This window comes from Brevibacillus sp. HB1.4B (assembly GCF_013284285.1).
Lineage (GTDB): Bacteria > Bacillota > Bacilli > Brevibacillales > Brevibacillaceae > Brevibacillus > Brevibacillus porteri.
In genome coordinates this window covers 1-24968 of record NZ_JABSUT010000018.1, presented here as the reverse complement: position 1 = coordinate 24968, position 24968 = coordinate 1, and the positions used below count along the sequence as shown (strand labels likewise).

Here is a 24968-nt window from a genome sequence, read left to right as displayed (position 1 = left end):
ATCCACGTAGGTGCAAGCCATTGACGATTTGCAGGATGGTAGACAAGTGAGTATCATTCAAAATAATGAAGCAGGAAAACCAGAAGGCGGAGTAACAAGGGGGCCAGCTTGATGAAACTGACGATTCTGATTGCAGATGACGATCCACATGTACGTGAGCTATTGCGATTTTATTTAGCAAAAGAGGGATACCATGTCTTGGCTTGTGTGGATGGAGATGAGGCTTCGCAGCTGTTGGAACAGGAATCAGTCCAGCTCGCCATCGTGGATGTGATGATGCCAGGCAAAAACGGCTGGGAGCTGTGCCGGGAGATACGGGAATTTTACGACCTCCCTGTCATCATGCTAACGGCAAAGGGCGAGGTGCGCGATAAGGAAAAAGGCTTTTTGGCGGGGACGGATGATTATTTGACCAAGCCATTTGAGCCTACCGAATTGCTGTACCGCATCAAGGCCTTGCTGCGTCGTTATCAGATGGTCAGCAAACAAATCATCGTCATAAACGATACCGTCATCGATCGGATCAGCCATGTTGTGAAGGTGAAAGAAGAGTTGATTCATTTACCGTTAAAGGAATTTGAACTGCTTGCCCAGCTTGCCAGTTTTCCTGATCGGATCTTTACCCGAGATCAACTGTTGGAGCTCGTATGGGGCGGCGATACCGAGAGCGATAGTCGGACCATCGATGTGCATATTAAGCGGCTGCGAGAAAAATTTACGGAGAAAACAAATGACTTTGTCATTTCTACTGTTCGCGGCTTAGGCTACAAGCTGGAGGTACGAGGCCAGTGAAATCTCTCTACGTCCGGTTAGTTCTTACCTTTGTCGCAATTGTACTGATCAGCGGCACACTTGGATTTTTATTGGCAAATGAGTACTATCAACGAAATTTGCGCGCTTATAATGAACAAAAAATCACGAGCATCGGACAGCAAATCATCGATTTGTATGAGCATAAATCCACACTCGACCTGCCCGCCTTCATGACGCATGTCGCCAATTTGAATTTTCAGCTACATCTCGTGGATGAGAATGGCGCAGTAAGCCAATTCGGAGCACCTTTTCGCGATCAGCAGATAGAGCCTGCCATCGTTCAAAGAGTGTTGGCGGGTGAGACTTACAGAGGGATTACAGAAGAACAGCACAGCTGGTTTGTGACCGGATTTTTTGAAAACACGCTGACAAACAGCATTGGCTTGCCGCTTACAGCAGAAGGGAAAAAATACGCCCTGTTTGTACGACCAAATATTGAACAGCAGTTTGGCGAAGTGCATATTATGTTTGCCTTGCTGCTGGCAGCGATGTTTGTACTTAGCCTGATCCTGATTTTGATATTTACCCGTTATTTGGTGAAGCCGATCAAGAAGCTGAGCCATGCGACCAAAAGGCTGGCAGAAGGGCAGTACGACATCCACCTGGACATCTCACGCCGTGACGAAATCGGCGATTTGGCTATGCATTTTGCCAGGATGACAGAGTCACTCAAACAACTAGACGAGATGCGCCAAGAGTTTGTCTCCAATGTCTCACATGAAATCCAGTCTCCATTGACATCGATCCAAGGCTTTTCTCAAGCTATCCGCAGCGGCGGTGTGACAAGTGAACAGCAGGAGACGTACTTGACTATCATCGAAGAGGAGAGCAGGCGGCTGTCTTCCTTGAGCAAGCAGCTGTTGACGCTCGCTTCCCTGGACAAAGAGACAGGTCTGTACGAACCGACACGTTTCCGACTGGATGAGCAGATCAGGCAAGTCCTCTTAATTTTGGAGCACCAGTGGCAACAAAAAAAGCTCGTGATGGAGCTAACTTTACCGGAGACTTTCATCGTGGGTGACAAGCAGCTACTCAATCAAGTATGGATGAACCTGCTTGCCAATAGTATCAAATTCACCCCAACGGCTGGCTCTATATCTATTGCGATACAAAAGGATACGCGAATCGGCGTGACCATTCGGGATACGGGGATCGGCATGTCAGAAGAAGAGCAGGAGCATGTCTTTGACCGTTTTTACAAAGGAGACAAGTCACGCAATCGGGAAGCGACGGGAAGCGGCCTCGGTCTTTCTATCGTACAAAAAATTTTGCAGGTCGCAAAAGGTAGCATTCACATTCAAAGCCGTATAGGCAAAGGGACAACGGTCACGGTCAGCCTACCGACGGGTGAGCATCCTACTGCGTGAACGACAAACGATTCATAATGAAGCGAAGCAAGGGAGTGATTTCCATGAATATCGGCAGGCGTGTACTCGCCGCAGTCATATCCGCTTTTATTACGGGTCTGTATGCTGCGTTGATCATCTACATCTATCGTGATCCAAGCGCGCCGTATGGGTTCGGACAAGAGTATTTGCTGGGTGTGCTCTTCAGCATGGCATTGAATCTAGTTGTCTTCGTATGGCTGTCGGTATTCGTGGACTTGCTAGTGAGTCGATCACACTTGATCGGGTGGAATAAAAACGCTGTGCGTTTCGGCGGGTATGCGGTCATCGGCTATGTGCCTGTGTTTTTTCAATGGCTAATGAGTGTTGATCCGCATGCTGCCTTGTTTTATCCGCAGGCAACGGTTTTTGTGTTTGCTGCAATATGTTACTTCCTTATATTTGTGGGAATAGAGGCGGTCAACAAGCGTCTTCATACAGAAACCGAGCCATCCGTAAAAGGCTGATTTTATAAGGATTTACCCGGAAAAACGAGGGAACCCCTCATGGTTAATCAAATGTTTAAAATACTGATTAAGCGGTTGTGTACCATTGAATGACGTAATAATGGTGTGCGTTACCACCGAATAATAGAAAATCATTCCACTCATCATAAATCAGCGTGTTAGTGGACCCAGCTGTCACAATGGAGCCAAAATCAATTTCAATACCTAGTTCATCTAGTTTGCCAAGCGTATTTTTTACGTCTATTTTCATGAATACCCCAAACCTTATGAGGGGATCAATGACCCGACTAAGTACAAGCAGTCTGTTGCTATTTTTGACGTTCATCTCTTCCCAAGCCCACTCTTCACCCCAGTATTCGGGACGCTCCATTAAAAGTAGAAAAGCATCCACCGGATGAGGGACTTCTGTTTTTTCGAGAGACAAGAGGTAGGCTGAAGCCTCCCAACGTGGCTGCCGGTCTTCTTGAATATGAAAATGATCGACGAACTTTCGGTTATGGATACCCTGTAAACAATGGATTACAGCATCCTTGTTTATCATGTGCGAACACACCTCCTAACTATTTCTTAAAAAAGTCATCTTAGACCTATAACAAAAAAGCCCGAGCAATCAGGTAGCTCGGACAATGGTTTTCTGTTCTTTGGCGTGTTCAATCCCCGCAGATATGAGATGGCGTACATGGTCATCATCCAACGAGTAAAAAACGAGTTTACCTTCTTTGCGGTACTTGGCTAGTCCCATGTTGCGAAGTAGCCGCAGATGGTGGGAGGTGTTAGCGATCGAGCTTCCGATGATAGCAGCCACATCACAGACACAGAGCTCGTCTTCCATCGAGAGGATGTGAATGATTTTGGCGCGGGTGTCATCGGCCAACGCCTTGAAGATTTTTGCTACCCCTTCTGATTCTGTGGCGAACGGCTTTAACCGATTTACTTTTTCCTCATCAAAACATTGGATTTCACAGATGTCATCCACTGTAACCATCACCTCATGCTCTACAATGTCCTACTATTATAGACATTCGCGGAGAAAGTGAAAAGGAAAAACGACATTTTCATGGCAGTGTAGTGTCCCTCTTCGTTTTCGTGTAAGATGAACATGATCCAAGAAATGGGGAGAGAATACCATGAGTGCGCAACCAAAGTGCCCGAAGTGCCGGTCTGCAAAGATCGATTTCACCGAGTCGATCAATAAGCCATTATACATAACCATTTATGTAACGGTTTTGGCAGTGCTTGCCTTGATCGGCATTTCCGTGAAAGGGACTCCTGTCATCTTTTTGTTCCTCGGACTGTCAGGGGCATTTATTCTGTTTGCCGTTCGTCTTGCCTTAGAAAAGCGTAAAGTAATCAAGTGCAAATGTCTGGACTGTGGGGAGCGTTGGCAGACCACCCCAACACCTGTAGAAGCTCGTACCAAGTAACAAGACTCCTAGTAATAGGGGTCTTTTTTTATTCTCGATCTGTAAAAAAATGGGCGGAATATTCAAATCAATTCTTGAACGAACCAGAAGGATGCGATAATATAATAATTAAATATTTGTTTGAATGTTTGTGGATTGATTTCATTCGAAGCTGGGCAAAATAGATGCTTGGAAAAAGGTGAGAACAGATGGCAGAAGAACGAAAAAAAGAAGAATGTTGCAGTGGGCATCAATGCGGCAGTGAGCATACGCATGCTGGTAAAATTCTCACGGTTCTCGAGCCTGCGGCTGCGGCAACAGAAACCGCAGGAATTCTTTCTTCACAGGCTGTTGTCTATCGCGTTACAGGTATGGATTGCAGTTCGTGCGCCAAATCGCTGGAAAAGCATATGCAGACGTTGCCAACCGTAAAAGAGGTAAACGTGAACTTTTCCACGGGTAAAATGCAGCTCGTCGCGGATGGACTAGGAGCCGATGTGGTGGTGAAGGAAGTCGCCAAGGCTGGATACAGTGCCATGCTACTTACGAGACGTACCGCCAAAGCAGTACCGAAAACGGATCAAGCAGGGACGGTACTGACGACAATTTCGGGTGTGTTATTGGCTCTCGGTTTTCTAGCCTCCCTTTCACCAAGCGTATCTCCACTAGTCGTTACTGTGCTCTATGCGTTGTCGATCATAAGTGGCGGCTACCGACCTGCGCGCAGTGCTTTTTACGCGATCAAAAGCGGTTCACTGGATATGAACGTATTGATGTCTGTTGCGGCTATTGGAGCAGCATTAATCGGTGAGTGGCTGGAGGGCGCGACGGTCGTCTGGCTCTTTTCCATCGGAAACTTGCTGCAAACCAAGTCGATTGAAAAAACACGTGACTCCATACGCAATTTGATGGATTTGGCTCCGCCTGAGGCATGGGTCAAGGTAGGGGAGACTCTTACCCGCAAGCCAGTTGAGGACATTGCTGTCGGCCAAGTCATCGTAGTGAAGCCAGGAGAGAAAATCCCGCTGGATGGGGTGATTGTACACGGGACATCGAGCGTCAATCAGGCCCCGATTACAGGTGAATCGATTCCCGTAGATAAACTGGTCGGCGACAGCGTTTTTGCAGGGAGTGTCAACGAAAGCGGCGCGGTGGAGATCAAGGTAACAAAGCTGGTGGAGGATACGGCGATTGCCAGAATCATTCATCTCGTGGAGGAAGCGCAGGAGAAAAAAGCGCCTACTCAGGCGTTCGTCGACAAATTCGCTGCGATCTACACGCCAATCGTGCTCGTGCTTGCTTTGTTCGTGATCGTATTCCCGCCATTATTCGGACTCGGTACCTGGGGAGAATGGTTTTACAGAGGACTTGAGCTGCTGGTTGTTGCTTGCCCGTGCGCACTGGTCATTTCTACGCCAGTTGCGATTGTGTCTGCGATTGGAAATGCCGCGAGAAACGGCGTCCTGATCAAGGGCGGTACGTTTTTGGAAAAGGCAGGGGCGATCAACGCCATTGCCTTCGATAAAACGGGCACATTGACGGAAGGGAAACCACAGGTTGCAGCGGTTATCGAGATGGAGGGAAGCGAAGACGAAGTAGTGTCGATCGCCAGAACGATTGAAGAGCGTTCTTCCCATCCGATTGCACAAGCGATTCTCACCTATGCGAAACAAAAGCAGGTCGCTTCCCAGAGTGGGCAAGATTTCAAGGCGATCGTCGGAAAAGGGGCGAGCGCTGTCATTGGAGCCGAGACATTTTATGCAGGGAAGCCCGCCTTGTTTCAAGAGCTGGGAGTCGATTTGTCGGCATGGCAAACGCAAATCGAGTCGTTGCAGAGTGAGGGACATACGCTGGTGGTTATCGGTACCGCAACGAAATTGATCGGGATGATTGCCGTTGCCGACACCATTCGTGAGATTACGGTTAGTGCCATTGGCAAACTCAAGGCGGCAGGTATTGAAGACATCGTGATGCTGACTGGTGACAATGCTGGTACGGCGAAAAAGGTAGCGAGTCAGACGGGTGTAAATCGTTATTTTGCAGAGTTGTTGCCGCAAGATAAGGTAGAGGCGGTTAAGAAACTCCAACAAGAAGGCAAGGTCGTCGCCATGGTGGGTGACGGGATCAACGATGCGCCTGCTCTCGCATCAGCTGACTTGGGGATTGCCATGGGTGGAGCTGGTACCGATACGGCAATGGAAACCGCGGATATCGTATTGATGGCTGACAATCTCGAAAAGCTGCCGCACACGATGAAGGTCAGCAGAAAAGCACTCGCGATTATCAAGCAAAACATCTGGTTTTCGATCATCGTAAAGCTGGTCGCACTCGTGTTGATATTCCCAGGCTATCTAACCTTGTGGCTGGCGGTGCTCAGTGACACGGGAGCCGCATTGCTGGTCATCTTAAACAGCATGAGACTCTTGCGAATGAAGGACTAAATAAAAAAGGGAGATGAGCTGTCGAGGCTCTCTCCCTTTTTTCTGTATCAGGTTTACACCAAGACTCCGCCGCCGTATCTTTCGAATTCTTTCTGGGTGCAAGCAACAAAGTGACCGCGCTCAATTTCACGCAAGACGCGTTCTTCCCCTTGATCTCGCAAATATTCCTGATCATCGAAAACGATGCGCTTACGGTTGCGCTCATAATCAGGGTCTGGCAATGGAATTGCCGAGAGCAACGATTTGGTGTACGGATGAATCGGATTCTCGTACAGGCGATTACTTTCTGCCAGCTCCACAATACGTCCGCGGTACATCACACCAATGCGGTCACTGATGTATTTAACCATGGACAGGTCATGGGCGATGAACAGATAAGTCAGGCCTTTTTCTTTTTGCAGGCGCTTGAGCAGGTTAATGACCTGCGCCTGAATGGACACGTCGAGGGCAGAGATCGGTTCATCGGCAATGATGAATTCCGGATCAACAGCCAATGCCCGTGCAATCCCGATCCGTTGGCGCTGTCCGCCGCTGAACTCATGCGGGTAGCGGTTTGCGTGCTCGCGGTTGAGGCCAACGGTTTCCAACAGCTCGTGCACCTTGGCGATGCGTGCTTCCTTGGTCGCCAGACGATGAATGTCCAGACCTTCTGCAATAATGTCGGATACAGTCAGACGTGGATTCAACGACGAGTACGGGTCTTGGAAGATCATTTGGATTTTGCGGTTGAGCCATTTCTTTTCTTCAAGTGTTTTCTTTCCGTGTACACTGTTCCCATTGAACAAGACCTCTCCGCCAGTTGCATCGTACAGGCGAAGGATGGTTCGTCCTGTAGTGGATTTACCGCAACCGGATTCACCCACAAGACCGAAAATTTCCCCTTTGTAGATGTCAAAGGTGATACCATCTACAGCTTTCAGCGTATGACCATTCCCGAGGTCAAAATGCTGTTTCAAATCTTTGACTTCAACCAGCTTCTCACGGTTCTCGTAGTTGATCATTTTTTTGGTGCTTACTGGAGCCTCAGTCGCATCATTAGAATTGACTTTTCGTCTCACAGCCGAAGCAGGCGGTTTGATGTCAGGTGCCATTTCATGCAGGAGCCATGTTGCCGCATAGTGCGTGTCGGAGATTTTGAACATCGGTGGTTCATATTCCAGATCGACCTTCAACGCAAATGGGTTACGAGCCGCGAAGGCATCACCTACAGGTGGCTTGAACATGTCAGGCGGCGATCCAGGAATGGACATCAGCTCGTCGTCGCTGGCATCGAGGCTAGGCATGGAACCTAATAGACCCCAGGTATACGGGTGTTTAGGATCGTAGAAAATTTCATCGACTTTACCGATTTCCACAATTTTACCTGCATACATAACCGCTACACGGTCTGCCATGTTAGCAACTACACCGAGATCATGCGTAATAAAGATGATCGAAGTACCCATCTTCTTTTGCAGTTCCTTCAGCAACTCCAAAATCTGCGCTTGAATCGATACGTCCAGAGCAGTTGTCGGCTCATCGGCGATGATAATTTTTGGATTGCAGGCCAGTGCGATGGCAATGACAATCCGTTGGCGCATCCCACCGGAAAACTGGTGCGGGTATTGATCGACACGTTCCTTGGCAAATGGAATCCCTACCATTTCCAACAGTTCAATAGCACGGCTGCGCGCATCTGCACGGTTCAGCTTTTGGTGCTTGATGAAGCTCTCCATGATTTGGTTACCGATAGTCATCGTCGGATTCAAGGAAGTCATCGGGTCTTGGAAGATCATCGAGATATCGCGACCGCGAACATCCTGCATTTCTTTTTCGGAAAGCGTAACCAAATCTCTTCCTTCAAAGAGAACTTGTCCTTTTGGAATGCGTCCAGGAGGAGAAGGAATGAGGCGCATAAGTGCTTGTGAGGTTACGGATTTACCGGAACCGGATTCACCAACAATTGCTAGCGTTTCTCCTTTTTCCAGATCAAAGGAGACGCCTCGTACTGCTTTGACTTCACCTGCATACGTATCGAATGACACATGCAAATCTTTTACTTCTAAAACTTTTTCCATATAATCCTCCCTTTCGAGCATGCTTTGCCGTGATTAACCCTCCATGTATATCCAACAATCTCTCTAGTAGGAATTTTTACGAAAATGAAAATCATTATCATCATTATACTATATTCATTAACTATTGTTAAAAAATTTTTTTATACGTTGCATATCCATACAGCTTTTTTAGCGTTACCAAATGAGAGCCCAGTCATACTATGCATCAATGCAGCAGAATACTGGCTTTAGGGAGGGTAGCGCTTGTGAACAAGCTCAATCAGTCAAAGGAAATCGCACTCACTTTTGATGATGGACCAGATCAGTTGTGGACGCCTCGTGTGTTAGAAATATTAGCCCACTATCAGGTAAAGGCAACTTTCTTCTGTGTGGGACAAATGGTGAAGTACTACCCGAAAATACTGGAGCGGATCGTAAGGGAAGGTCATATTGTAGGAAATCATAGTTGGGATCACCCTGACTTTACGAAAATACCTCTCTTGGCTGTTCAGGAGCAGGTAGAACGTACCTCGGATCAGATCGAAAAGGTAGTAGGAGTGAGTCCTCGCATAGTTCGGCCGCCATATGGAGCAGTGAATGAGGAGGTCATCCAGCTGCTTGCAGCGAGAGACTACGAAATGATTTTGTGGGATATAGACAGTTGGGATTGGAAAGGTCTCACCGGCCCGCAGGTAGCGAGAAACATCTTGGGACATGTTACCCCAGGCGCAGTCGTGCTTCAACATTCCGCTGGCGGTACAAAAGACACGCTAAAGGGGAGTGTGGACGCCTTGCCCTATGTCATTGAGGTGTTAAGTGAACAGAAATATACCTTTTCAACCGTTTCCGCCATGTTTCAACTGACAGCGTATCGAGAAAAGACCTGTCCTGTCGAGAAAAGGAGAAGGGGCAGATAGAGGAAATGGATTGAATTCTGTGGTAATTAGTAGAATCAGAAGATTTCTTTCAGGGGAGCGAATCCGTCCATGTCCAAAGCCGATAATATGCTCTCCATTTTGTGGCTGTTGAAGACCGGCAAGCGAATGACAGCCAAGCAATTGGCAGAGATTCTCGAGATCAATATTCGCACCGTTTATCGCTATATCGACTCACTGTGTGCGAGCGGTGTACCCATCATTTCCGATGCCGGACACAATGGTGGCTACAGTTTACTTCAGCATTTCAATGAAGCTCCGCTGTTTTTCGACCTCAACGAGCAAAAAGCCCTTATTCATGCAGCGGCTTTTGCCCAAGAGGCCGGTTATCCCTTCGGAGCAGATTTACACCGGGCCATTTCCAAGCTAAAACGTTATACAAATGAAGAGCAGCGTGACGCGATTGACCGACATAGTATCGGCTTCGAGGTGATCCAGCCTCCTGTTGATCCTTCTCTCGAATCTACCTTACAGGAACTGGAGCTGTCTGTTGCCAATGGATACACCCTTTCGATGGAGTATCAGAAAGCCTACCAGACAACGAGACAGAGGCGTCAAATTGATCCATACGGGCTCGTTTATTGGAAGGGAAACTGGTATATCGTTGCCTATTGCCATCTCCGTAGTACCATTCGCAGCTTTCGTGCAGATCGTGTCTATGAGATCCAACGTACAGAAGCCAGCTTTCAACGCCCTCCTGAATTTTCTGCGCGCCATTTTTTTCTCTCGAATTTACTACCGGAAGCAGACAAGCAGGGCAACACCATTTTGATCAAGGTCAAAGGAAGACCACAGTCACTCGCTGATTTGTGCAGGCATTGGTATCTCGGACATACGGTGATCGAGCGCAACGAGGCACAGGTGATCTTTCAAGTAGATGAGCAAATGGCCCATTCGATCCTTTCTCATTATCTTTTGCCATACGGAAAATCCATTCAAGTTGAAGAGCCAGCCTTTGTAAAAGAGCGTTTGGCTGCTATAGCTGCCGATTTATTTCATTTTTATCAGTCGACTTGAATTCACTGACCATTTTTGTCAGGAGAGTTGATTTATATTGAAAGCAAAGAAGAGATGGAAAAAGTGAATGGAGGCAGATTGATTATGAAGCATGAAGCATTGCGTTTGTACGAATATCATGTATGGGCAAACGAAAAGGTATTCGAGCGGTTGCAGGAGGTACCAGAGGGAGTAAGTGAGCAGGAGGTTCCGAGTGTGTTTCCGACGATCACCCAGACGTTGGCTCACGTTCTCAAGACGGATTATGTTTGGTTGTTGGCCATGAAGGGGGAGAGCTACGAAGAGGTAGGACCAAAAGTAGGGGTTCTCTTGCAGGAATTAAAAGGGAAGAACGTACACGAGCTGCGAAAACGGTTTGCCGAATCAGCCCAGCAGTTCAGAGATTTCTTCGGGCAAATCTCTATGGAAGACACCTCGGCCTATACGCACCCGGCATTGGGCACGGTTCATGCTCGCTATGCCGACATCGTCCAACACGTCGCCAACCACGGAACCTATCACCGAGGCAATATCTCCGCCATGCTCAGACAAATGGGTCACGCGGGAGCTTCCTCCGATTACATTTTCTATTTGTTCGAAACCTCCGCGGTAGAACAGTAAAGGTTTTTTCATCTTTTATCAGCTACCGAAAAAACAAGCAGCTTGTAGAGGGAACAGGAGAAAACAGCGAAGATCTTAGGGACACCGACCGAGACGTAATGCAAAAAGCGAAACACGCCCTTAAGCGTCCACCTCTGAGAAACATCCAGATTGGACCACTTTGGACACGGTTTCGCTTTTTGCATGGAGTCGGCCAGTCAATCCCCCAATGGGTGGCCCTAGAAGCTGAGTCGTTTTCTCCTGTTCCCTCTCCTCCACTACAGCCACGCAAACTTCTTGTTTTTTACGGATTCATCGTCCGAGCAATCCGCCCCTCGAGCCCGTTCAAGAACTGACTAATGTTCGGTTTGGTGTCACCGATGATGCTTTCACCAGGCTTGCCGGGTTCAAAGATCACGTCCTCGTTTTTGGTGACCTCGATCAAATAATCCCTGACGATCTGTCCTGTTTTCGTAGCGTCATATTTCTTGGCAAAGTTCTGATACTCTTCTTTGACGGCTGGGAGTAACTTCATTGTTGCTTCGTCTATTGTCTCATATCGGTAATCAGACAAGTATGTTTTGAGATAGTCGATATAGAGCGTACGGAGCTTCACTGCACGTGGGCTGCTGCGGTAGTTGACCAAATACTCTTCGACTTCAACCATTCTCGGTCCGAGCTCAGCTCGCGTGATTTGCAACCCGCCGTCACCCAAATACGGTTTGCCCGTTTCCGTTTCTTGAATGGACAAGTAGTCCTTCCCTTCCTCATCGAGCGAAGCGGCATATTTTTGCAATGCCTTGTAATCCACTTGCCAGTAGAAGGACATGTCTTTCGTCGCCTTTAAGACGAGTCCGCCCTCTGTTTGGTGGAGGAGCCATTGCTTGAAGCTGTCATCGCCTTCTAGCTTGTTGAAATCGTAAGGGTATTGCAAGGCATACAGCTTATCCGCATTTCCCGGCTGGGCGAGGAGTGCCTTGAAGTTATCGTTTATCGTAGGCAGATGTTTTTCATAATACTGATCAAGGGCAAAAAATAATTGATCGGCGGTTTTCGTGTCCGTTTTCGCCAGATGCTGATCCAAAAAGGCGATTAGCTCATTCGCTTCCTTGGCTTGCGCAGCTAGTACGGTGAACTGCTTGAGCAAATCATCCGCTGGCTTTTCGGCTTTTGTTGTATCAGCAGGGGACTTCCTTGTGTTTTCCGTTGCAGGTGGGGTGGGGTCTTTTACCGTTAGTTGATCAGAGGTAGAGACGCACCCTGTCACAAAAGTAATCGCGACGAGGCTAGAGAAAAAAGGTAGAACATATTGTTTCATATCTTCATTTTCACTCCGTTATGTTGAATGGTTGGTTCCCTTTCTATTGGTACGTACCATACCACGTTCAAGTTATCGGTTCAAATCGATCAAATATTCCTGATAGGAAGCAAGCGTCACTTTTGATATACTTTCTCTATTGTTGATGAGAATGATTATCAACATCTACACAGAGGATCGGGCAGAGGTGAGAACATGAACGAAACACAAGCCTTGGTTCAACAATTCACAGAGAAGACCATGGCAGAAGCCATTTTTAAGCTGCGTGACATTACATGGTTCAAAGCACAAGGACATGACCGACTACGCCAACAATTCACTCATACGCATATTTTGCTGGTAATAACCGGGGGACGTGGGCGCCTGCGACTGGAGAACGAGGAGTACCAATTGCGGCAGGACGCGATTTACGTATGTCCTCCTATGCTTACGTTTGGCATCGTCCCTGATTCGGCTGATCATTTGGAGATGTACATGCTTCGTTTTGATGTCTTTATGGAAACGAGAGACAGACATCGGTGCTTCCAAGCTCTTCGGGAAAAGGATCTGTTTCCTTTTCGGGGAGAGATCTCTGTCCAATCGGCAGGGCAGCTGCCTGTCTATTGTGATTTGATCCAGAATCTATGGAAGCAGGAGACGGCACTCGAGCGTTTTCGAGGTCAACACACTTTTCAAGAGCTATGGTACCACATCGTCAAGCATGCTCACTTCTCGACAACAGATTCTGGAATGGCGCTGGAGCGGGCACGTGCACATATGGAAGAGCATTACTCGGAAAATGTGACGATAGAACAGCTGGCTCGCATCGCAGAGGTGAGTCCAAAATATTTCGTCGATCTGTTCAAAAAAACGTATGGCATCTCAGCTATGGACTATTTGGCAGAGCTTCGCATTAGCCGGGCGAAGCAGATGATGGTGCAGTCGCATGCCAAGCTGCGCGATATCGCTCATCAAGTGGGCTACAATGACGAGTTTTACTTTAGCCGAAAATTCAAGAAAGCTGTCGGAGTTTCACCGACTCTCTATATGAAAAGCCGCCAACGAAAAATTGCGGCGTACGGCTCGACCGTTATCGGGCATTTGCTGGCTTTGAAAATGATTCCTTACGCGGCGCCACTGCACCCGAAATGGACGGCTTACTATCATCACACCTATCGAAACGATATCCCGGTCCATCTGAGCGCGTTTCGAATTAACCAAAATTGGAAAGCCAACATCGAAATGCTTCGCGATGCCAAGCCAGACGTCATCATTGGCTTGGACGAGACGAGTTTGCAGGAACAGAAGCATCTGGACGAGATTGCGCCCACTTTGTATGTACCTTTTGAAGAGCAGGGGTGGAAAGAACAACTGCAGCTTATGGCCGACTTTTTGGGAGAGTCCATGGAAGCGCATCATTGGCTTTGCGAGTATGAGAAAAAGGTGAAGAGGGCCCGGGCAAAGCTTCAACATGCTCTGGGCGATGAAACGGTGCTCGTCGTGCGGATATTGAAAAACCAGCTCTATGTCCACTGCAATCGCAGTATGAATGAAGTGTTTTATCAAGATCTGCAAGTCAAATCTGCTTTTGTCTCGGAACAGAACGAGTACGACCAGCTTGTGACCGTACAGGAATTAATTGCACTCGCGCCAGATCGCTTGCTGCTGTTGGTTTGCCAAGAGGCTGAAACGTTGGCATGCTTCCAAGCCTTGAAAGCATCGGGATCATGGCAAGAGATCGAAGCAGTCCGCAACAATCGGGCGCATGTCATTATGTCGGACCCTTGGCGTGAATACTCGGCAACGGCTCATGAACGGATCGTGGAAGAGAGTGTGAGATTGTTTTCAGGAGATCGTCCATGTTGATTCTGGATTTCGTCCATGGTCGGGCATGAGTGGATGCTTTATAATCACGAATGATAATCGTTATCACTCATGTGGAGTGAAACCTTACATTTCTGAGAGGGGTCTTTCAAGAATGAAAAAGATATACCTAGGCTTGAGCATTGCAGCGTTGACATTGGCTCTGACTGCGTGCGGCGGAGGAAAAGAAGCAGCGAATAACACGACTGCACCTACCGCAGCACCTGCGACAACAGCTACAGCAGAAAAGCCGGCCGATGATGCCAATAAAGCAGAGACACGCACGATTAAATATTTAGATAAAGAATACACCGTCCCTAGCAAAACAGACCGGATCGCCATTGTAGGCAGCATGGAGTCCATGGAAGATTCACTTGTGCTGAACGTAAACCCGGTAGGCGCGATTTCTGTAGGCGGCAAATTCCCGGAGATGTTTGCACCGATTACAGGCGAAGCCACATCCATCGGGGAAAAAATCCAACCGAACCTGGAAACCATCTTGTCCTTGAAGCCGGACGTGATCTTGGGCAGTAGCAAATTTCCACCAGAAATGGCTGAGAAGCTGAACAAGATTGCTCCTACTTTCCCCGTTTCTCACATTTCAACCAACTGGGAAGCGAATCTGCAATTGTTGGGTGAATTGACTGGCAAGCAAGCTGAGGCAGAGAAAGCACTCAATGAATATAAATCAGGGATTGAAGCGGCAAAAGCAAAATTGGGAGACAGCGTGAAGGATAAAAAAGTATTGGTGATTCGTCTGCGCCAAGGAAACATCAACATCTATCCAGAGAAGGTGTTCTTCAACCCAGCTCTGTACGCAGACCTTGGTTTGACTGCACCTGAAGAAGTAAAAGCGGCGAAGGCACAAGAAATTATCTCCATGGAGAAATTCAGCCAGATCAACCCGGACTACCTGTTCATCCAATTCTCTCCAGACGAGAATAAAGACAAGCCGAACGTATTGGAAGATTTGCAGAACAACCCGATTTGGAAGAGCGTGAATGCAGTGAAAAACGGCAAAGTTTACGTAAACGTAGTTGATCCTCTCGCACAAGGCGGTACTGCTTGGAGCAAAACACAATTCCTGAAGGCGGCTGTTGAAAAATTGTCTGCCAAGTAAAAGTGGGCGAGGTAGGCTATGCAATCCAAAAAAGCAACTTCCATGATCATACTAGCTGTTTCGCCATTGGTGATCCTGCTTACAATCTTGCTCTCCATTCATTACGGAGCCAAGTCGATTGATGCCGGGACCATTTATCAAGCTCTCTTTGCCTTTGATGAAGGGAATGTGGATCATCAAATTGTCATGCACTCTCGCTTGCCGAGGGTTTTGGGCGCACTCATGATCGGAGCATTTCTGGCGATATCAGGAGCGTTGATGCAGGGGATGACGAGGAATTACCTCGCGTCCCCCTCTATTATGGGCGTGTCTGACGGTTCGGTCTTTGCCGTTACGCTGTGCATGGTTTTCCTTCCATCCGCTACGAGTGTCACGATGATTACCATGTCCTTGATCGGTTCAGCATTTGCGGTGGCGATGGTTCTCGCTTTTTCCCGACTGTTGCCAAACGGCTTGACACCCGTGGGTATGGCGGTCATCGGCACGATTACGGGTACCTTTTTGAGCAGCATTTCAGCTGCGATTTCTACTTATTTTCAAGTCTCGCAAAACGTCAGCTTCTGGTACAATGCTAGGCTGCATCTCTTGGAGCCGGGCCTGGTGAAGCTGGCGGTTCCTTTTGCCATCGTCGGTATTATCCTCGCACTTCTTTTGTCCAAATCGATTACGATCTTATCCTTGGGCGACGAAGTATCTCGCGGTCTCGGACAGAGAACGGTGATGGTCAAAGTGCTGGCAACGACTGCTGTTGTCATTCTGACAGGCATTTCCGTAGCGTTGGCAGGAAAAATCGCTTTTGTCGGGCTGATTATTCCGCATATTACCCGCTTTTTGGTAGGTCTCGATTATCGATGGATCATTCCATGTGCAGGTTTATTGGGCGGTATTTTCCTTGCCTTGTCTGACGTTCTCAGCCGATTTATGAACAGTCCGTTTGAGACCCCAATCGGTGTGGTGACAGCATTTATTGGCGTTCCGTTCTTCCTCTATTTGATTTACAAGAGAGGAGGGGGAAAGCATGCCTAATCAAAAAGGTAAATTTCGTTTGCTGTTTCTCGTCAACATCGCCTTGATTTTGCTGGCGATTTATACCAGCCTGACCAACGGTGTATTTGACATGACGGTGTTGGATGTCATCCGTACGTTATTGCGTATTGATCCTGTAGCGGAATACGATTTGGTTATTTTCGATTTCCGCCTGCCGCGGATTGTTATTGCGGCGTTAGTCGGCTTTGGCTTAGGAGTTGCTGGTACCGTCATTCAGGGGATCACCCGTAACGGGCTGGCTGATCCGGGGATTTTGGGTATTAACGCCGGGGCAGGAGCCGCTATCGTCGCCTTTATGTTTTTCTTCGGTGGACAATTTATGGATGCGAGCTGGTATTCCATCATCGCCATGCCTTTGTTCGGTTTGACAGGCGGATTGCTTGCGGCTGGACTGATTTATCTATTTGCTTGGCGTAACGGAGCGCTAGACCCACAACGACTGATTCTGGTGGGGATCGCCATTGGTTCCGGATTGGGTGCCGTGTCACTGTATCTCTCGTTAAAAATGAATCCCAACGATTTTGAAATGGCAACCGTATGGCTCTCGGGAAGTATCTGGAGTGCCAACTGGACGCATATTGCTGGGATGCTGCCATGGCTAGTCATCCTCATTCCTGTTTTGATGCGCAAGGTGTATATTCTCGATTTGCTTCAACTGAGTGAGGAGTCCGTCAAGAATCTGGGTGTGTCCGTGGAAAAGGAGCGCAATATTCTCCTGCTGTCGAGTATCGGGATCGTGAGCGCGTGTGTCTCGGTTTCGGGAGGCATCGGATTCGTCGGCTTGATGGCACCGCATATTGCGAAGCGTTTGGCGGGAATCCAGCACAGGTATGTTCTTCCCTTGTCAGGGACAATCGGGATGCTTATGGTCGTGGTAGCTGACTTTATCGGCAAAACTGTGTTCACACCCATTGAACTGCCAGTGGGTATCGTCATTTCGATCATCGGTGTACCGTATTTCTTCTATCTTCTGAGTAGAAGAAAAAAATAAAGAGGGGACGTGCAAATTGTGAAGGGACAATTGTTTGCAGAAGTATGCCATCACCGAGCATTGCTCGTATATTTGCCGCCATCCTATTACAAGAGTACGTCCCGTTTTCCCGTCATGTATGTCCATGATGGCGGTGACTTGTTTGATCCTGCGTTTAGTACTGCACTCGATGTAATCGAAGATCAGTTTGCAGAGGGAAAAATTCCTGAGCTAATTCTCGTCGGCATCCAGCCAGGAAACCGCAGGGATGACTATACGCCTTGGTTCTCCAAAGCGATCTCGCCTGAGCGCAACATTGATTTTGGCGGGCAAGGAGATGCGTATCTTTCTTACGTCGCCAATGAATGTAAGGCGTATATCGACAGCAAGTACAGGACAGACCCTCGGCCGGAAAAAACAGGGATCATTGGATTTTCGCTTGGTGGCTTAATCTCGATGTACGCTGCGCACCAATATCCGGACGTTTTCACGAAAATCGGCAGCATTTCGGGATCGTATTGGTATGAAGGCATGGTTCCGTTTATGCGGGAAAAGAAAATGTACCGTCCCGGACTGCGCATCTACATGGATGTTGGCAGTAAGGAAGGTGCCAAAAAACAAAACATCCAGAAACAAATGGTCCCGCTGACAAAAGAAGCGCATCAGATATTGGCTGATAACGGCTTCACAGCAGATCAGTTAGTCCTGCTCATTGACGCAGGGGCGGATCATTTGAGTGAATGTGCAAACGCCAGATTTCCGGGGGCGTTGCAATGGCTTTTGAATGAGAAGGAGGAGACAGAAATGGAACTGGCCAAATTGATTAGAGAGCGTCGCTCGATTCATCGCTTTACAGATCGTGAGGTAGACCCTGCGTTGGTTACAGAACTGATGGATACAGCCGTGTGGGCGCCGAATTATCACATGACACAACCGTGGCGCTTTATTGTGACGTACGGGGAAGGCAAGAGAAGAATCGCCGAGGCCGTGCGGATCATGAAGGAAAAGCGGGAGATTGATCCTGCGAAAAAGAAAGAGGTCGGCGAGAAGTTTTACAATAAAATCATGGCGATTCCGATGCTGATGACGGTGATCATGGAAGAAAGTCCGAACTTGATTACGCGCCAAGACGACTTTGCTTCGACCAGTATTGTCATTCATAACTTTAGCTTGCTGGCGTGGGAAAAAGGCATCGGTCTGACGTGGGAGACGTACCCATGGATTCACGAGCCGGAATTCCGTGAAGCGATGGGCATTCGACCAGGAGAAAAAGTGCTGGGGAACTTGCATATCGGTTATCCAGCCGCGATCCCTGGCGCTCAGCCGCGAATTCCTGCCGCAGAGCGCATCACACTTGTCGGCAAAGCATAGGACAAGATCAAGTGAATTTTTCTTGTCACAGAATTACTTTTTGTGGTACCCTTGGGTCATTCTACAAGAAAGGGTGACCATTAAGCCAATGATCTGCTAACTCCTATTTCCGCAAAACCAATCGGATAAAACGATGCGTTTTTGGATAGGGGTAGTATGTGCATATTGGCGAATAGATGGTAGATCCTTTTTAGACTCACTAAGGGTTTCTATGTCTTTTTGGCGATAATATGCGTAGCCTCCTGTCCAGATCGCAATGGATAAGGAGGCTTTTTTATGTCAAATGTTTTGAAAAATCGCTATGTGAGGGCTATTTTGTTATCAGCATTTCTGCTGCAAATCGGAGTATGGGTGCGTAACATGGCGATTCTGCTCTATGTGATGGATCATACAGGAGGCGATTCGTTCGCTGTATCCATGATTTCTGTGGCGGAGTATGCGCCAATCTTTCTGTTTTCCTTTCTTGCTGGTACGTTTGCTGATCGCTGGCAACCGAGAAAAACGATGGTCTGGTGTGAGGTGCTCAGTGCTCTATCGGTTGTCGGAGTGCTGCTTACCTTCGTTTACGGCTCGTGGAAGGCCATCTTTTTTGCCACACTCATTTCAGCCATTCTTTCTCAGTTTTCTCAACCGTCCGGAATGAAGCTGTTCAAGCTGCATGTACCTGGTGAACAACTTCAGGTAGGAATGTCAGCGTATCAGACTATTTTCGCGATCTTCATGGTATTTGGTCCGATTATCGGTACGTTTGTGTTCCAGCAATGGGGGATGGAGGTAGCTATGGTCATCACTGCGGTTGCGTTTCTCTCTGCGGCCGGTGTCCTGTATTTGCTGCCGCCAGATCGCGTCGAGAAAGAAGAGCAGCAAGAAACGGCACTGCTTGGGGAGATGGTCAGCGGGATTCGTTATGTGTTCTCCAGTCGCGTATTGTCAATGCTTGGCTTTTGCTTTTTGGCTGTGGGTTTCTCATTGGGAATGATTCAACCGCTTGGGATTTTTATCGTGACTGAACAACTGCAATTGCCAAAAGAAAGCTTGCAATGGTTAATTACCGCCCAAGGTGTGGGGATGATTGCTGGAGGGGCCATGACGATGGCAGCTGCCAAAACGATTCCGCCGCAAAAGTTATTGGTCATGGGGCTTCTTGGAAATGCGGTCGCAGTAGCAATTTGCGGGATGTCCACGAATCTGTGGCTGACGCTTGTTGCCCAGTTCATCGCGGGATTGCTCTTGCCCTCTATTCAAATTGGGATCAACACTATGCTGCTTAAAAATACCGAGAGTACCTTTATCGGTCGGGTGAATGGAATACTGACTCCGTTGTTTACAGGCTCTATGGTCGTCATGATGAGTATTACGGGGGTATTGAAGCTGCATCTCCCGCTCGCAGTCATATACGGAATCGCTGCATTCCTGATGATCATTGGTCTCAGCTTTATTTTGCCGCTTTATCGTATGAGGGAAGGAAACGTGGTGCAAAGTACAGAACAGACTGGTATATAAGGGTTTGGTAGCAAAGGGAGGCTTGGACCAGATGGTGCACGAACAGATTTCTTCTATAGAAGGTTTGAAGATGGTAGCTGCTGTTCGCGAGCTGGCGATGCGGTTGCCAGAAGTAACGGAGCAGGTAGACGCTTTTGGACATACATCGTTTCGCGTAAACGACAAGCCGTTTGTCATTTTGGGAGAGGGGGGCACTGAAGGCCCCTCCCTTTCTGTGAAGGTGCTGAAGACGACCCAAGAGATTTTGCTTACGCAGGAGCATTTTTACAAGACACCGTACATCGGTCATCACGGCTGGGTTTCGATCCTGAACAAAAACGTGACTAGCTATGGTGAAATCGAGGATTACATACGGGAAGGCTATATGTGCGCGGCTCCCAAGCGATTGGTCAAGCAATTACAACACCTCCCCTGATCGTTCCTGTATAATTTGGGCGTAACGAGTAATGAGCGAACGTTCGACACAGCAGCATTCAGACAAAGGGGGAGCCGGTTTTGGATTGGAATCTCCAGCAGATGAGCAAATTGCTTGAGGTCGTTTTTGAAAATGCCCATGAACCAATGATCGTAACCGACAAGGACGGAAAAATACTCTTATTGAATCGGAGTTATCGAGAATTTCTGAATGTACAGGACGTGATCGGACAGCCAGTGACGGATGTCATCGAAAACACGAGGATGCATATTGTCGGTCAGGAAGGTGTTGCCGAGATCGCCGACATTCAGCAAATAAAAGGACAGAACATGATTGCGCATCGCATACCGATTATGGACGAAGGGAAAGTGATTGCCGTTCTGGGAACGGTGCTGTTCCAGGATGTGCAGGAGCTCACTGCCTTGGCTGCGATGGTTGCTCAGCTGAAGGACGAATTGACCTATTATAAGAAAGAGCTGCGGCGGCGAATGGGGGCTACCTATCATTTTGATCAAATCGTCGGGTACAGCCAGAAGCTGCAGGAGCTTAAAAAATTTTCTCAGAAAGTTGCGAAAAGCGATTCGACTGTGCTCATCACAGGTGAAAGCGGGACAGGCAAGGAGCTGTTTGCCCACGCTATTCATGCCGAGAGCAAGCGCAAAATGGGTCCTTTCATTCGGGTGAATTGTGCCGCTATTCCGGATTCTTTGCTAGAATCAGAGCTGTTTGGCTATGAAGAAGGTGCGTTTACTGGAGCTGTTCGCCGCGGAAAAAAGGGAAAGTTCGAGCTGGCTAACCACGGAACCATTCTGTTGGATGAGATCGGGGACATGCCGTTGCCGCTGCAAGCCAAGTTGTTGCGCGTGTTGCAGGAAAAAGAAGTCGAGCGAGTAGGGGCTGTACGGACGACGCCTATCGATGTGCGGGTGATCGCTTCCACGAATTCGGACATGCTTCAAAGCATCAAGGAAGGGAAGTTTCGGGCGGATCTCTATTATCGGTTGAATGTCGTGTCACTCTCGATCCCTCCGTTGCGAGAGCGTCTGGAGGATTTGCCGGAGCTGGTTTCGAATCTGCTCAAACAGCTTGGCGAGTCCACTGGCGTAGCGGTCAGGGCCATTGATGAAGAGGTATGGAACGTACTTCGGGGCTACTCCTGGCCAGGCAATGTACGAGAGTTGAAAAACGTGCTGGAGCGAGCCCTGCATCTAATGGAAGACGATGTCCTGAAAAAGGAGCATATTTGGCTGCCTGTATCGGACGAAGGGTCACTCGCGTTCTTATCGGTTCCAACTCATACCGTTCGACCATTGAAACAAGTTATAGAAGAGGCTGAGCAGGAAGCACTTCGACAAGCGATGCAGCAAGCAGGGGGGAACAAGCTTACCGCCGCCAAGCTGTTGCAAATCAGCAAGTCCAGCTTTTACGAAAAGTGGGAGAAGTACCAATAGTACGAGGCGCGTATAAGTCGGGGATGTGGTGTTGAACCAGGTTCGCGGCTTTTTTCATCTGTAGGAATAACGTTTTGGTAGATTCCGGTTTTCTGGAATAGAGCAAGGTGGCCTCCCGCTTTAACCCAGTAGCCTTCCTTGACCAGATTCCCGAAAAGGTGGGCTGATTTTTGCTAGATTCCATAAAATCGGACAATAAATTCCGAAAATCCGGAAAAACTGCAAGCGCTATCATCTGCTTGCAAACAGTCGAGGCACGATGAACGGGTATGGTTGAACGATTTTTCTGGAATCGGCTGGAGTTGGCATGGTCCATGCAATTGAGTTGGATATGAAAGCGTTTTCTTCGTGTGAATACACACCATTTCCTCTGTAAGCGGAGGAGAAAATTGAAAGGAGAATTATATGATCATCGAAGTGTTATCCATCTTGATTTCGCTCGGTCTCCTGATGTTTTTTGCGTATCGGGGCTATCCTGTTATCGTATTTGCCCCTATTTTTACGCTGCTGGCCGTTGTCCTTTCCGGGATCTCTCTACTGCCGAGCTACACCGAAACCTTTATGACGAATGCAGCAAACTATGTGAAATCATTCTTCCCTATTTTCTTACTGGGTGCCATTTTTGGAAAAGTCATGGAGTTGAGCGGTGCTGCCTCGTCCATTGCCCACACGATTGTGAAGGCACTCGGCTCCAATCGTGCGATCTTGGCTGTCGTTTTGGCCTGTTCGATTTTGACGTATGGCGGGGTTTCCCTGTTCGTTGTGGCATTTGCTGTGTATCCGTTTGCCGCTGCGATTTTCCGTGAAGCCAATATTCCGAAGCGTCTCATTCCAGGAACGATTGCGCTCGGTGCTTTTACGTATACGATGGACGCTTTGCCAGGTACACCACAAATTCAAAACATCATTCCTACGACTTATTTCGGTACGGATGCTTATGCTGCACCTGTTCTTGGAACGATCGGCGCCATTATGGTTTTCGTTGGCGGGATGCTATGGCTGGAGCGCAGACGCAAGCAAGCTGTCACTGCTGGGGAAGGCTACGGCGAGGGACATACGAACGAGCCAGAGCTGATCAAAAATGAATCCTACATGAACATCTGGGTCGCGATTCTCCCGTTGGCATTAGTGCTCGTGGGTAACTATTTGTTCAGCAGAGGGATTTGGACAGTAGAAACGTGGTACGATCCGGCGATCCTCAAAGAATCATTTAAGATTGAGAAAGTGAAAAATGTTGTCTCTTCTTGGTCACTGATTATTTCGCTCTGTCTTGGAATTATTGCCGCAATTTTAATCAATGTGAAGCAAGTCAAAAACAAGCTGGCGAGTGGTTTGACGGCAGCTGCGATGGGCTCTCTCTTGGCGATCTTCAATACTGCTTCCGAAGTTGGGTTCGGAAACGTTGTGAAAACATTGCCGGGCTTCAAGCTCATCCAAGGCTGGATTATGGGCGCAAGTGAACATCCGTTGGTATCTGAGGCACTGGCTGTAAACGTACTGGCAGGTGTGACAGGTTCAGCGTCGGGCGGTATGTCGATCGCGCTGGAGGTTATGAGCAAGCAATACCTAGAGATGGCAAATGCTGCGGGAATCAGCCCTGAGTTGCTGCACCGTATTGCCTCGATGTCTTCCGGTGGTATGGACACATTGCCGCACAATGGAGCGGTCATTACACTGCTCGCGATTACTGGTTTGACTCATCGTCAATCGTACAAAGACATTTTCGCGATTACGGTTTTGAAAACAGCTGTCGTGTTCATTCTGGCATTCGCCGTTTCTATTTTCTAATTTTCATCAGAGATCGACCAGTTTATAGACAGAGAAAATGAGGGACAGGAGAGGAGATAGTAGGATATGGAGAAATTGTTGGAGCAGCAGGTAGCAGTAGTAACAGGGGCTGCGAGCGGAATTGGATTGGAGATTGCCCGGACGTTTGCCGAGGAAGGGGCGAAAGTCGTCATACTGGACTTGAATGGGGAAGCAGCGGAAGCAGCAGCAGCCCAATTGCAAAAGGAAGGGCATGAAGCAATCAGCTTTGGTTGTAATGTTACTGACGAGGTACAAGTGCAGGCGTGCATCCAGCAGACAGTCAAGATTTTTGGCAGACTCGATATCTTAGTGAATAACGCCGGATTGCAATTTGTCTCTCCAATAGAAGAGTTTCCGACTGCAAAATTTGAACAAATGCTCAGTATTATGCTGACAGCGCCTTTTGTTGCGATTAAACACGCGTTCCCCATTATGAAGCAACAAGGTCATGGCCGTATCATCAATATGGCTTCGATTAACGGCTTGATTGGCTTTGCGGGGAAGGCAGCGTACAACAGTGCCAAGCACGGGGTCATCGGGCTCACCAAGGTTGCAGCCTTGGAAGGGGCAGTGGCTGGTATTACGGTAAATGCCATTTGTCCGGGGTATGTCGATACGCCGCTGGTACAAAACCAATTAGCGGATTTGGCTAAGACAAGAAATGTGCCGTTGGAAAAGGTAATGGAAGAAGTCATCTACCCGCTCGTGCCGCAGAAGCGACTGCTGCAAGTAAAGGAAGTAGCGAACTACGCTGCCTTTTTAGCTAGCAAGAAAGCGTCAGGTGTCACGGGTCAGGCTGTCGTCATCGATGGCGGGTATACAGCGCAGTAAGCCTGTTAAAGTCCCTATTTTTATAGGGGCTTTTTCATTTTCGCTATCTTTTTTAAAAAACTAGTAAAAAAGGTCTTGTATTCTCTTTTTCTATGTGATAGATTATTACTTGTCGCCAAGAACGACGACAAAATACGAGAAAAGAAAACGAGATTCGATAAAAAACTTCTTGACTCGCAAATAACGAACGTGATAAGATATGAAGCGTTCGACAA

22 protein-coding genes are annotated in these 24968 nt (G+C 48.1%); 18 read left to right on the top strand and 4 right to left on the bottom strand.

Going from position 1 to position 24968, the window contains the following annotated elements; all coding sequences use genetic code 11:
- The first annotated feature begins 111 nt into the window (after positions 1-111).
- The 3 genes from HP398_RS28885 to HP398_RS28875 are packed head-to-tail and all read left to right on the top strand — an operon-like array spanning position 112 to position 2665.
- Positions 112-792 carry a response regulator transcription factor gene (locus HP398_RS28885; protein ID WP_017247126.1) on the top strand — a complete coding sequence of 227 codons (681 nt, stop codon included), beginning with the start codon at positions 112-114 and terminating at the stop codon, positions 790-792.
- A complete protein-coding gene (locus HP398_RS28880; RefSeq protein WP_173624333.1) occupies positions 789-2180 on the top strand; it encodes a sensor histidine kinase in 1392 nt (463 codons plus the stop codon). Before HP398_RS28885 ends, HP398_RS28880 begins: the two co-directional genes overlap by 4 nt.
- 44 nt (positions 2181-2224) lie before the next feature.
- The gene (locus HP398_RS28875; RefSeq protein ID WP_173624332.1) at positions 2225-2665 is read left to right on the top strand and encodes a hypothetical protein; all 441 of its coding nucleotides are present in this window, start codon (positions 2225-2227) and stop codon (positions 2663-2665) included.
- Between the two features lie 67 nt (positions 2666-2732).
- Here the strand turns inward: HP398_RS28875 and HP398_RS28870 are convergent, their stop codons facing one another.
- Both HP398_RS28870 and HP398_RS28865 read right to left on the bottom strand, forming a co-directional pair.
- A complete protein-coding gene (locus tag HP398_RS28870; protein ID WP_173624331.1) occupies positions 2733-3206 on the bottom strand; it encodes a hypothetical protein in 474 nt (157 codons plus the stop codon).
- A 69-nt stretch (positions 3207-3275) separates the two neighbouring features.
- On the bottom strand, positions 3276-3650 hold the full coding sequence (locus HP398_RS28865; RefSeq protein WP_035290894.1) for an ArsR/SmtB family transcription factor: 375 nt from the start codon (positions 3648-3650) through the stop codon (positions 3276-3278).
- Positions 3651-3792: 142 nt separating this feature from the next.
- On the opposite strand from HP398_RS28865, the gene HP398_RS28860 reads away from it, so the two are divergent.
- Together HP398_RS28860 and HP398_RS28855 are read left to right on the top strand one after the other, a co-directional pair.
- Positions 3793-4089 (top strand): hypothetical protein, encoded by a 297-nt coding sequence (locus HP398_RS28860; RefSeq protein ID WP_017247129.1) that lies wholly within the window; start codon positions 3793-3795, stop codon positions 4087-4089.
- A 188-nt stretch (positions 4090-4277) separates the two neighbouring features.
- Positions 4278-6509 (top strand): heavy metal translocating P-type ATPase, encoded by a 2232-nt coding sequence (locus HP398_RS28855; RefSeq protein WP_173624330.1) that lies wholly within the window; start codon positions 4278-4280, stop codon positions 6507-6509.
- Positions 6510-6562: 53 nt separating this feature from the next.
- Here HP398_RS28855 and HP398_RS31310 read toward each other — a convergent pair whose 3' ends face one another.
- Positions 6563-8566: an ABC transporter ATP-binding protein gene (locus HP398_RS31310; RefSeq protein ID WP_173624329.1), complete on the bottom strand. Its 2004-nt coding sequence runs from the start codon at positions 8564-8566 to the stop codon at positions 6563-6565.
- Positions 8567-8811: 245 nt separating this feature from the next.
- On the opposite strand from HP398_RS31310, the gene HP398_RS28845 reads away from it, so the two are divergent.
- The 3 genes from HP398_RS28845 (at position 8812) to HP398_RS28835 (ending at position 11097) form a co-directional block, all read left to right on the top strand.
- Positions 8812-9462, top strand: coding sequence for a polysaccharide deacetylase family protein (locus HP398_RS28845; RefSeq protein ID WP_371736812.1), 651 nt, complete (start codon positions 8812-8814; stop codon positions 9460-9462).
- Positions 9463-9531: 69 nt separating this feature from the next.
- On the top strand, positions 9532-10497 hold the full coding sequence (locus HP398_RS28840) for a helix-turn-helix transcriptional regulator (RefSeq protein ID WP_173624328.1): 966 nt from the start codon (positions 9532-9534) through the stop codon (positions 10495-10497).
- A gap of 54 nt (positions 10498-10551) precedes the next feature.
- Positions 10552-11097 carry a DinB family protein gene (locus HP398_RS28835; protein WP_254476437.1) on the top strand — a complete coding sequence of 182 codons (546 nt, stop codon included), beginning with the start codon at positions 10552-10554 and terminating at the stop codon, positions 11095-11097.
- A 283-nt stretch (positions 11098-11380) separates the two neighbouring features.
- Here HP398_RS28835 and HP398_RS28830 read toward each other — a convergent pair whose 3' ends face one another.
- Entirely contained in the window at positions 11381-12394 is a 1014-nt protein-coding gene (locus tag HP398_RS28830) for an ATP-binding protein (RefSeq protein WP_173624327.1), read from the bottom strand.
- 195 nt (positions 12395-12589) lie between these two features.
- Between HP398_RS28830 and HP398_RS28825 the strand changes: the two genes are divergently transcribed.
- The 10 genes from HP398_RS28825 to HP398_RS28780 all read left to right on the top strand — a co-directional run bounded on the left by HP398_RS28825 (position 12590) and on the right by HP398_RS28780 (position 24753).
- The gene (locus HP398_RS28825) at positions 12590-14239 is read left to right on the top strand and encodes an AraC family transcriptional regulator (protein WP_173624326.1); all 1650 of its coding nucleotides are present in this window, start codon (positions 12590-12592) and stop codon (positions 14237-14239) included.
- A 112-nt stretch (positions 14240-14351) separates the two neighbouring features.
- Positions 14352-15356, top strand: a complete 1005-nt coding sequence (locus tag HP398_RS28820) for an iron-hydroxamate ABC transporter substrate-binding protein (protein WP_173624325.1) — start codon at positions 14352-14354, stop codon at positions 15354-15356.
- An 18-nt stretch (positions 15357-15374) separates the two neighbouring features.
- Positions 15375-16382, top strand: coding sequence for a FecCD family ABC transporter permease (locus HP398_RS28815; protein ID WP_017247137.1), 1008 nt, complete (start codon positions 15375-15377; stop codon positions 16380-16382).
- Complete coding sequence (locus HP398_RS28810; RefSeq protein WP_173624324.1) at positions 16375-17394, top strand: FecCD family ABC transporter permease; 1020 nt, start codon at positions 16375-16377, stop codon at positions 17392-17394. Before HP398_RS28815 ends, HP398_RS28810 begins: the two co-directional genes overlap by 8 nt.
- A 9-nt stretch (positions 17395-17403) precedes the next feature.
- Positions 17404-18744 (top strand): alpha/beta hydrolase-fold protein, encoded by a 1341-nt coding sequence (locus HP398_RS28805; RefSeq protein ID WP_173624323.1) that lies wholly within the window; start codon positions 17404-17406, stop codon positions 18742-18744.
- A gap of 276 nt (positions 18745-19020) precedes the next feature.
- Positions 19021-20247 (top strand): MFS transporter, encoded by a 1227-nt coding sequence (locus HP398_RS28800; protein WP_173624322.1) that lies wholly within the window; start codon positions 19021-19023, stop codon positions 20245-20247.
- 31 nt (positions 20248-20278) lie between these two features.
- The gene (locus tag HP398_RS28795) at positions 20279-20662 is read left to right on the top strand and encodes an MmcQ/YjbR family DNA-binding protein (RefSeq protein WP_106834331.1); all 384 of its coding nucleotides are present in this window, start codon (positions 20279-20281) and stop codon (positions 20660-20662) included.
- An 80-nt stretch (positions 20663-20742) separates the two neighbouring features.
- Entirely contained in the window at positions 20743-22113 is a 1371-nt protein-coding gene (locus HP398_RS28790) for a sigma-54 interaction domain-containing protein (protein WP_017247142.1), read from the top strand.
- Between the two features lie 405 nt (positions 22114-22518).
- Positions 22519-23901 (top strand): GntP family permease, encoded by a 1383-nt coding sequence (locus HP398_RS28785; protein ID WP_017247143.1) that lies wholly within the window; start codon positions 22519-22521, stop codon positions 23899-23901.
- Between the two features lie 66 nt (positions 23902-23967).
- Positions 23968-24753, top strand: a complete 786-nt coding sequence (locus HP398_RS28780) for a 3-hydroxybutyrate dehydrogenase (protein ID WP_069852648.1) — start codon at positions 23968-23970, stop codon at positions 24751-24753.
- The last annotated feature ends 215 nt before the right edge of the window (positions 24754-24968 follow it).

Bases quoted from the DNA above. Each gene is read 5' to 3' on its own strand.
- HP398_RS28885 (WP_017247126.1), top strand. From the start codon at position 112: ATGAAACTGACGATTCTGATTGCAGATGACGATCCACATGTACGTGAG.
- HP398_RS28875 (WP_173624332.1), top strand. From the start codon at position 2,225: ATGAATATCGGCAGGCGTGTACTCGCCGCAGTCATATCCGCTTTTATT.
- HP398_RS28870 (WP_173624331.1), bottom strand. From the start codon at position 3,206: ATGATAAACAAGGATGCTGTAATCCATTGTTTACAGGGTATCCATAAC.
- HP398_RS28865 (WP_035290894.1), bottom strand. From the start codon at position 3,650: ATGGTTACAGTGGATGACATCTGTGAAATCCAATGTTTTGATGAGGAA.
- HP398_RS28860 (WP_017247129.1), top strand. From the start codon at position 3,793: ATGAGTGCGCAACCAAAGTGCCCGAAGTGCCGGTCTGCAAAGATCGAT.
- HP398_RS28855 (WP_173624330.1), top strand. From the start codon at position 4,278: ATGGCAGAAGAACGAAAAAAAGAAGAATGTTGCAGTGGGCATCAATGC.
- HP398_RS31310 (WP_173624329.1), bottom strand. From the start codon at position 8,566: ATGGAAAAAGTTTTAGAAGTAAAAGATTTGCATGTGTCATTCGATACG.
- HP398_RS28840 (WP_173624328.1), top strand. From the start codon at position 9,532: ATGTCCAAAGCCGATAATATGCTCTCCATTTTGTGGCTGTTGAAGACC.
- HP398_RS28835 (WP_254476437.1), top strand. From the start codon at position 10,552: ATGGAAAAAGTGAATGGAGGCAGATTGATTATGAAGCATGAAGCATTG.
- HP398_RS28830 (WP_173624327.1), bottom strand. From the start codon at position 12,394: ATGAAACAATATGTTCTACCTTTTTTCTCTAGCCTCGTCGCGATTACT.
- HP398_RS28825 (WP_173624326.1), top strand. From the start codon at position 12,590: ATGAACGAAACACAAGCCTTGGTTCAACAATTCACAGAGAAGACCATG.
- HP398_RS28820 (WP_173624325.1), top strand. From the start codon at position 14,352: ATGAAAAAGATATACCTAGGCTTGAGCATTGCAGCGTTGACATTGGCT.
- HP398_RS28815 (WP_017247137.1), top strand. From the start codon at position 15,375: ATGCAATCCAAAAAAGCAACTTCCATGATCATACTAGCTGTTTCGCCA.
- HP398_RS28810 (WP_173624324.1), top strand. From the start codon at position 16,375: ATGCCTAATCAAAAAGGTAAATTTCGTTTGCTGTTTCTCGTCAACATC.
- HP398_RS28800 (WP_173624322.1), top strand. From the start codon at position 19,021: ATGTCAAATGTTTTGAAAAATCGCTATGTGAGGGCTATTTTGTTATCA.
- HP398_RS28795 (WP_106834331.1), top strand. From the start codon at position 20,279: ATGGTGCACGAACAGATTTCTTCTATAGAAGGTTTGAAGATGGTAGCT.
- HP398_RS28785 (WP_017247143.1), top strand. From the start codon at position 22,519: ATGATCATCGAAGTGTTATCCATCTTGATTTCGCTCGGTCTCCTGATG.
- HP398_RS28780 (WP_069852648.1), top strand. From the start codon at position 23,968: ATGGAGAAATTGTTGGAGCAGCAGGTAGCAGTAGTAACAGGGGCTGCG.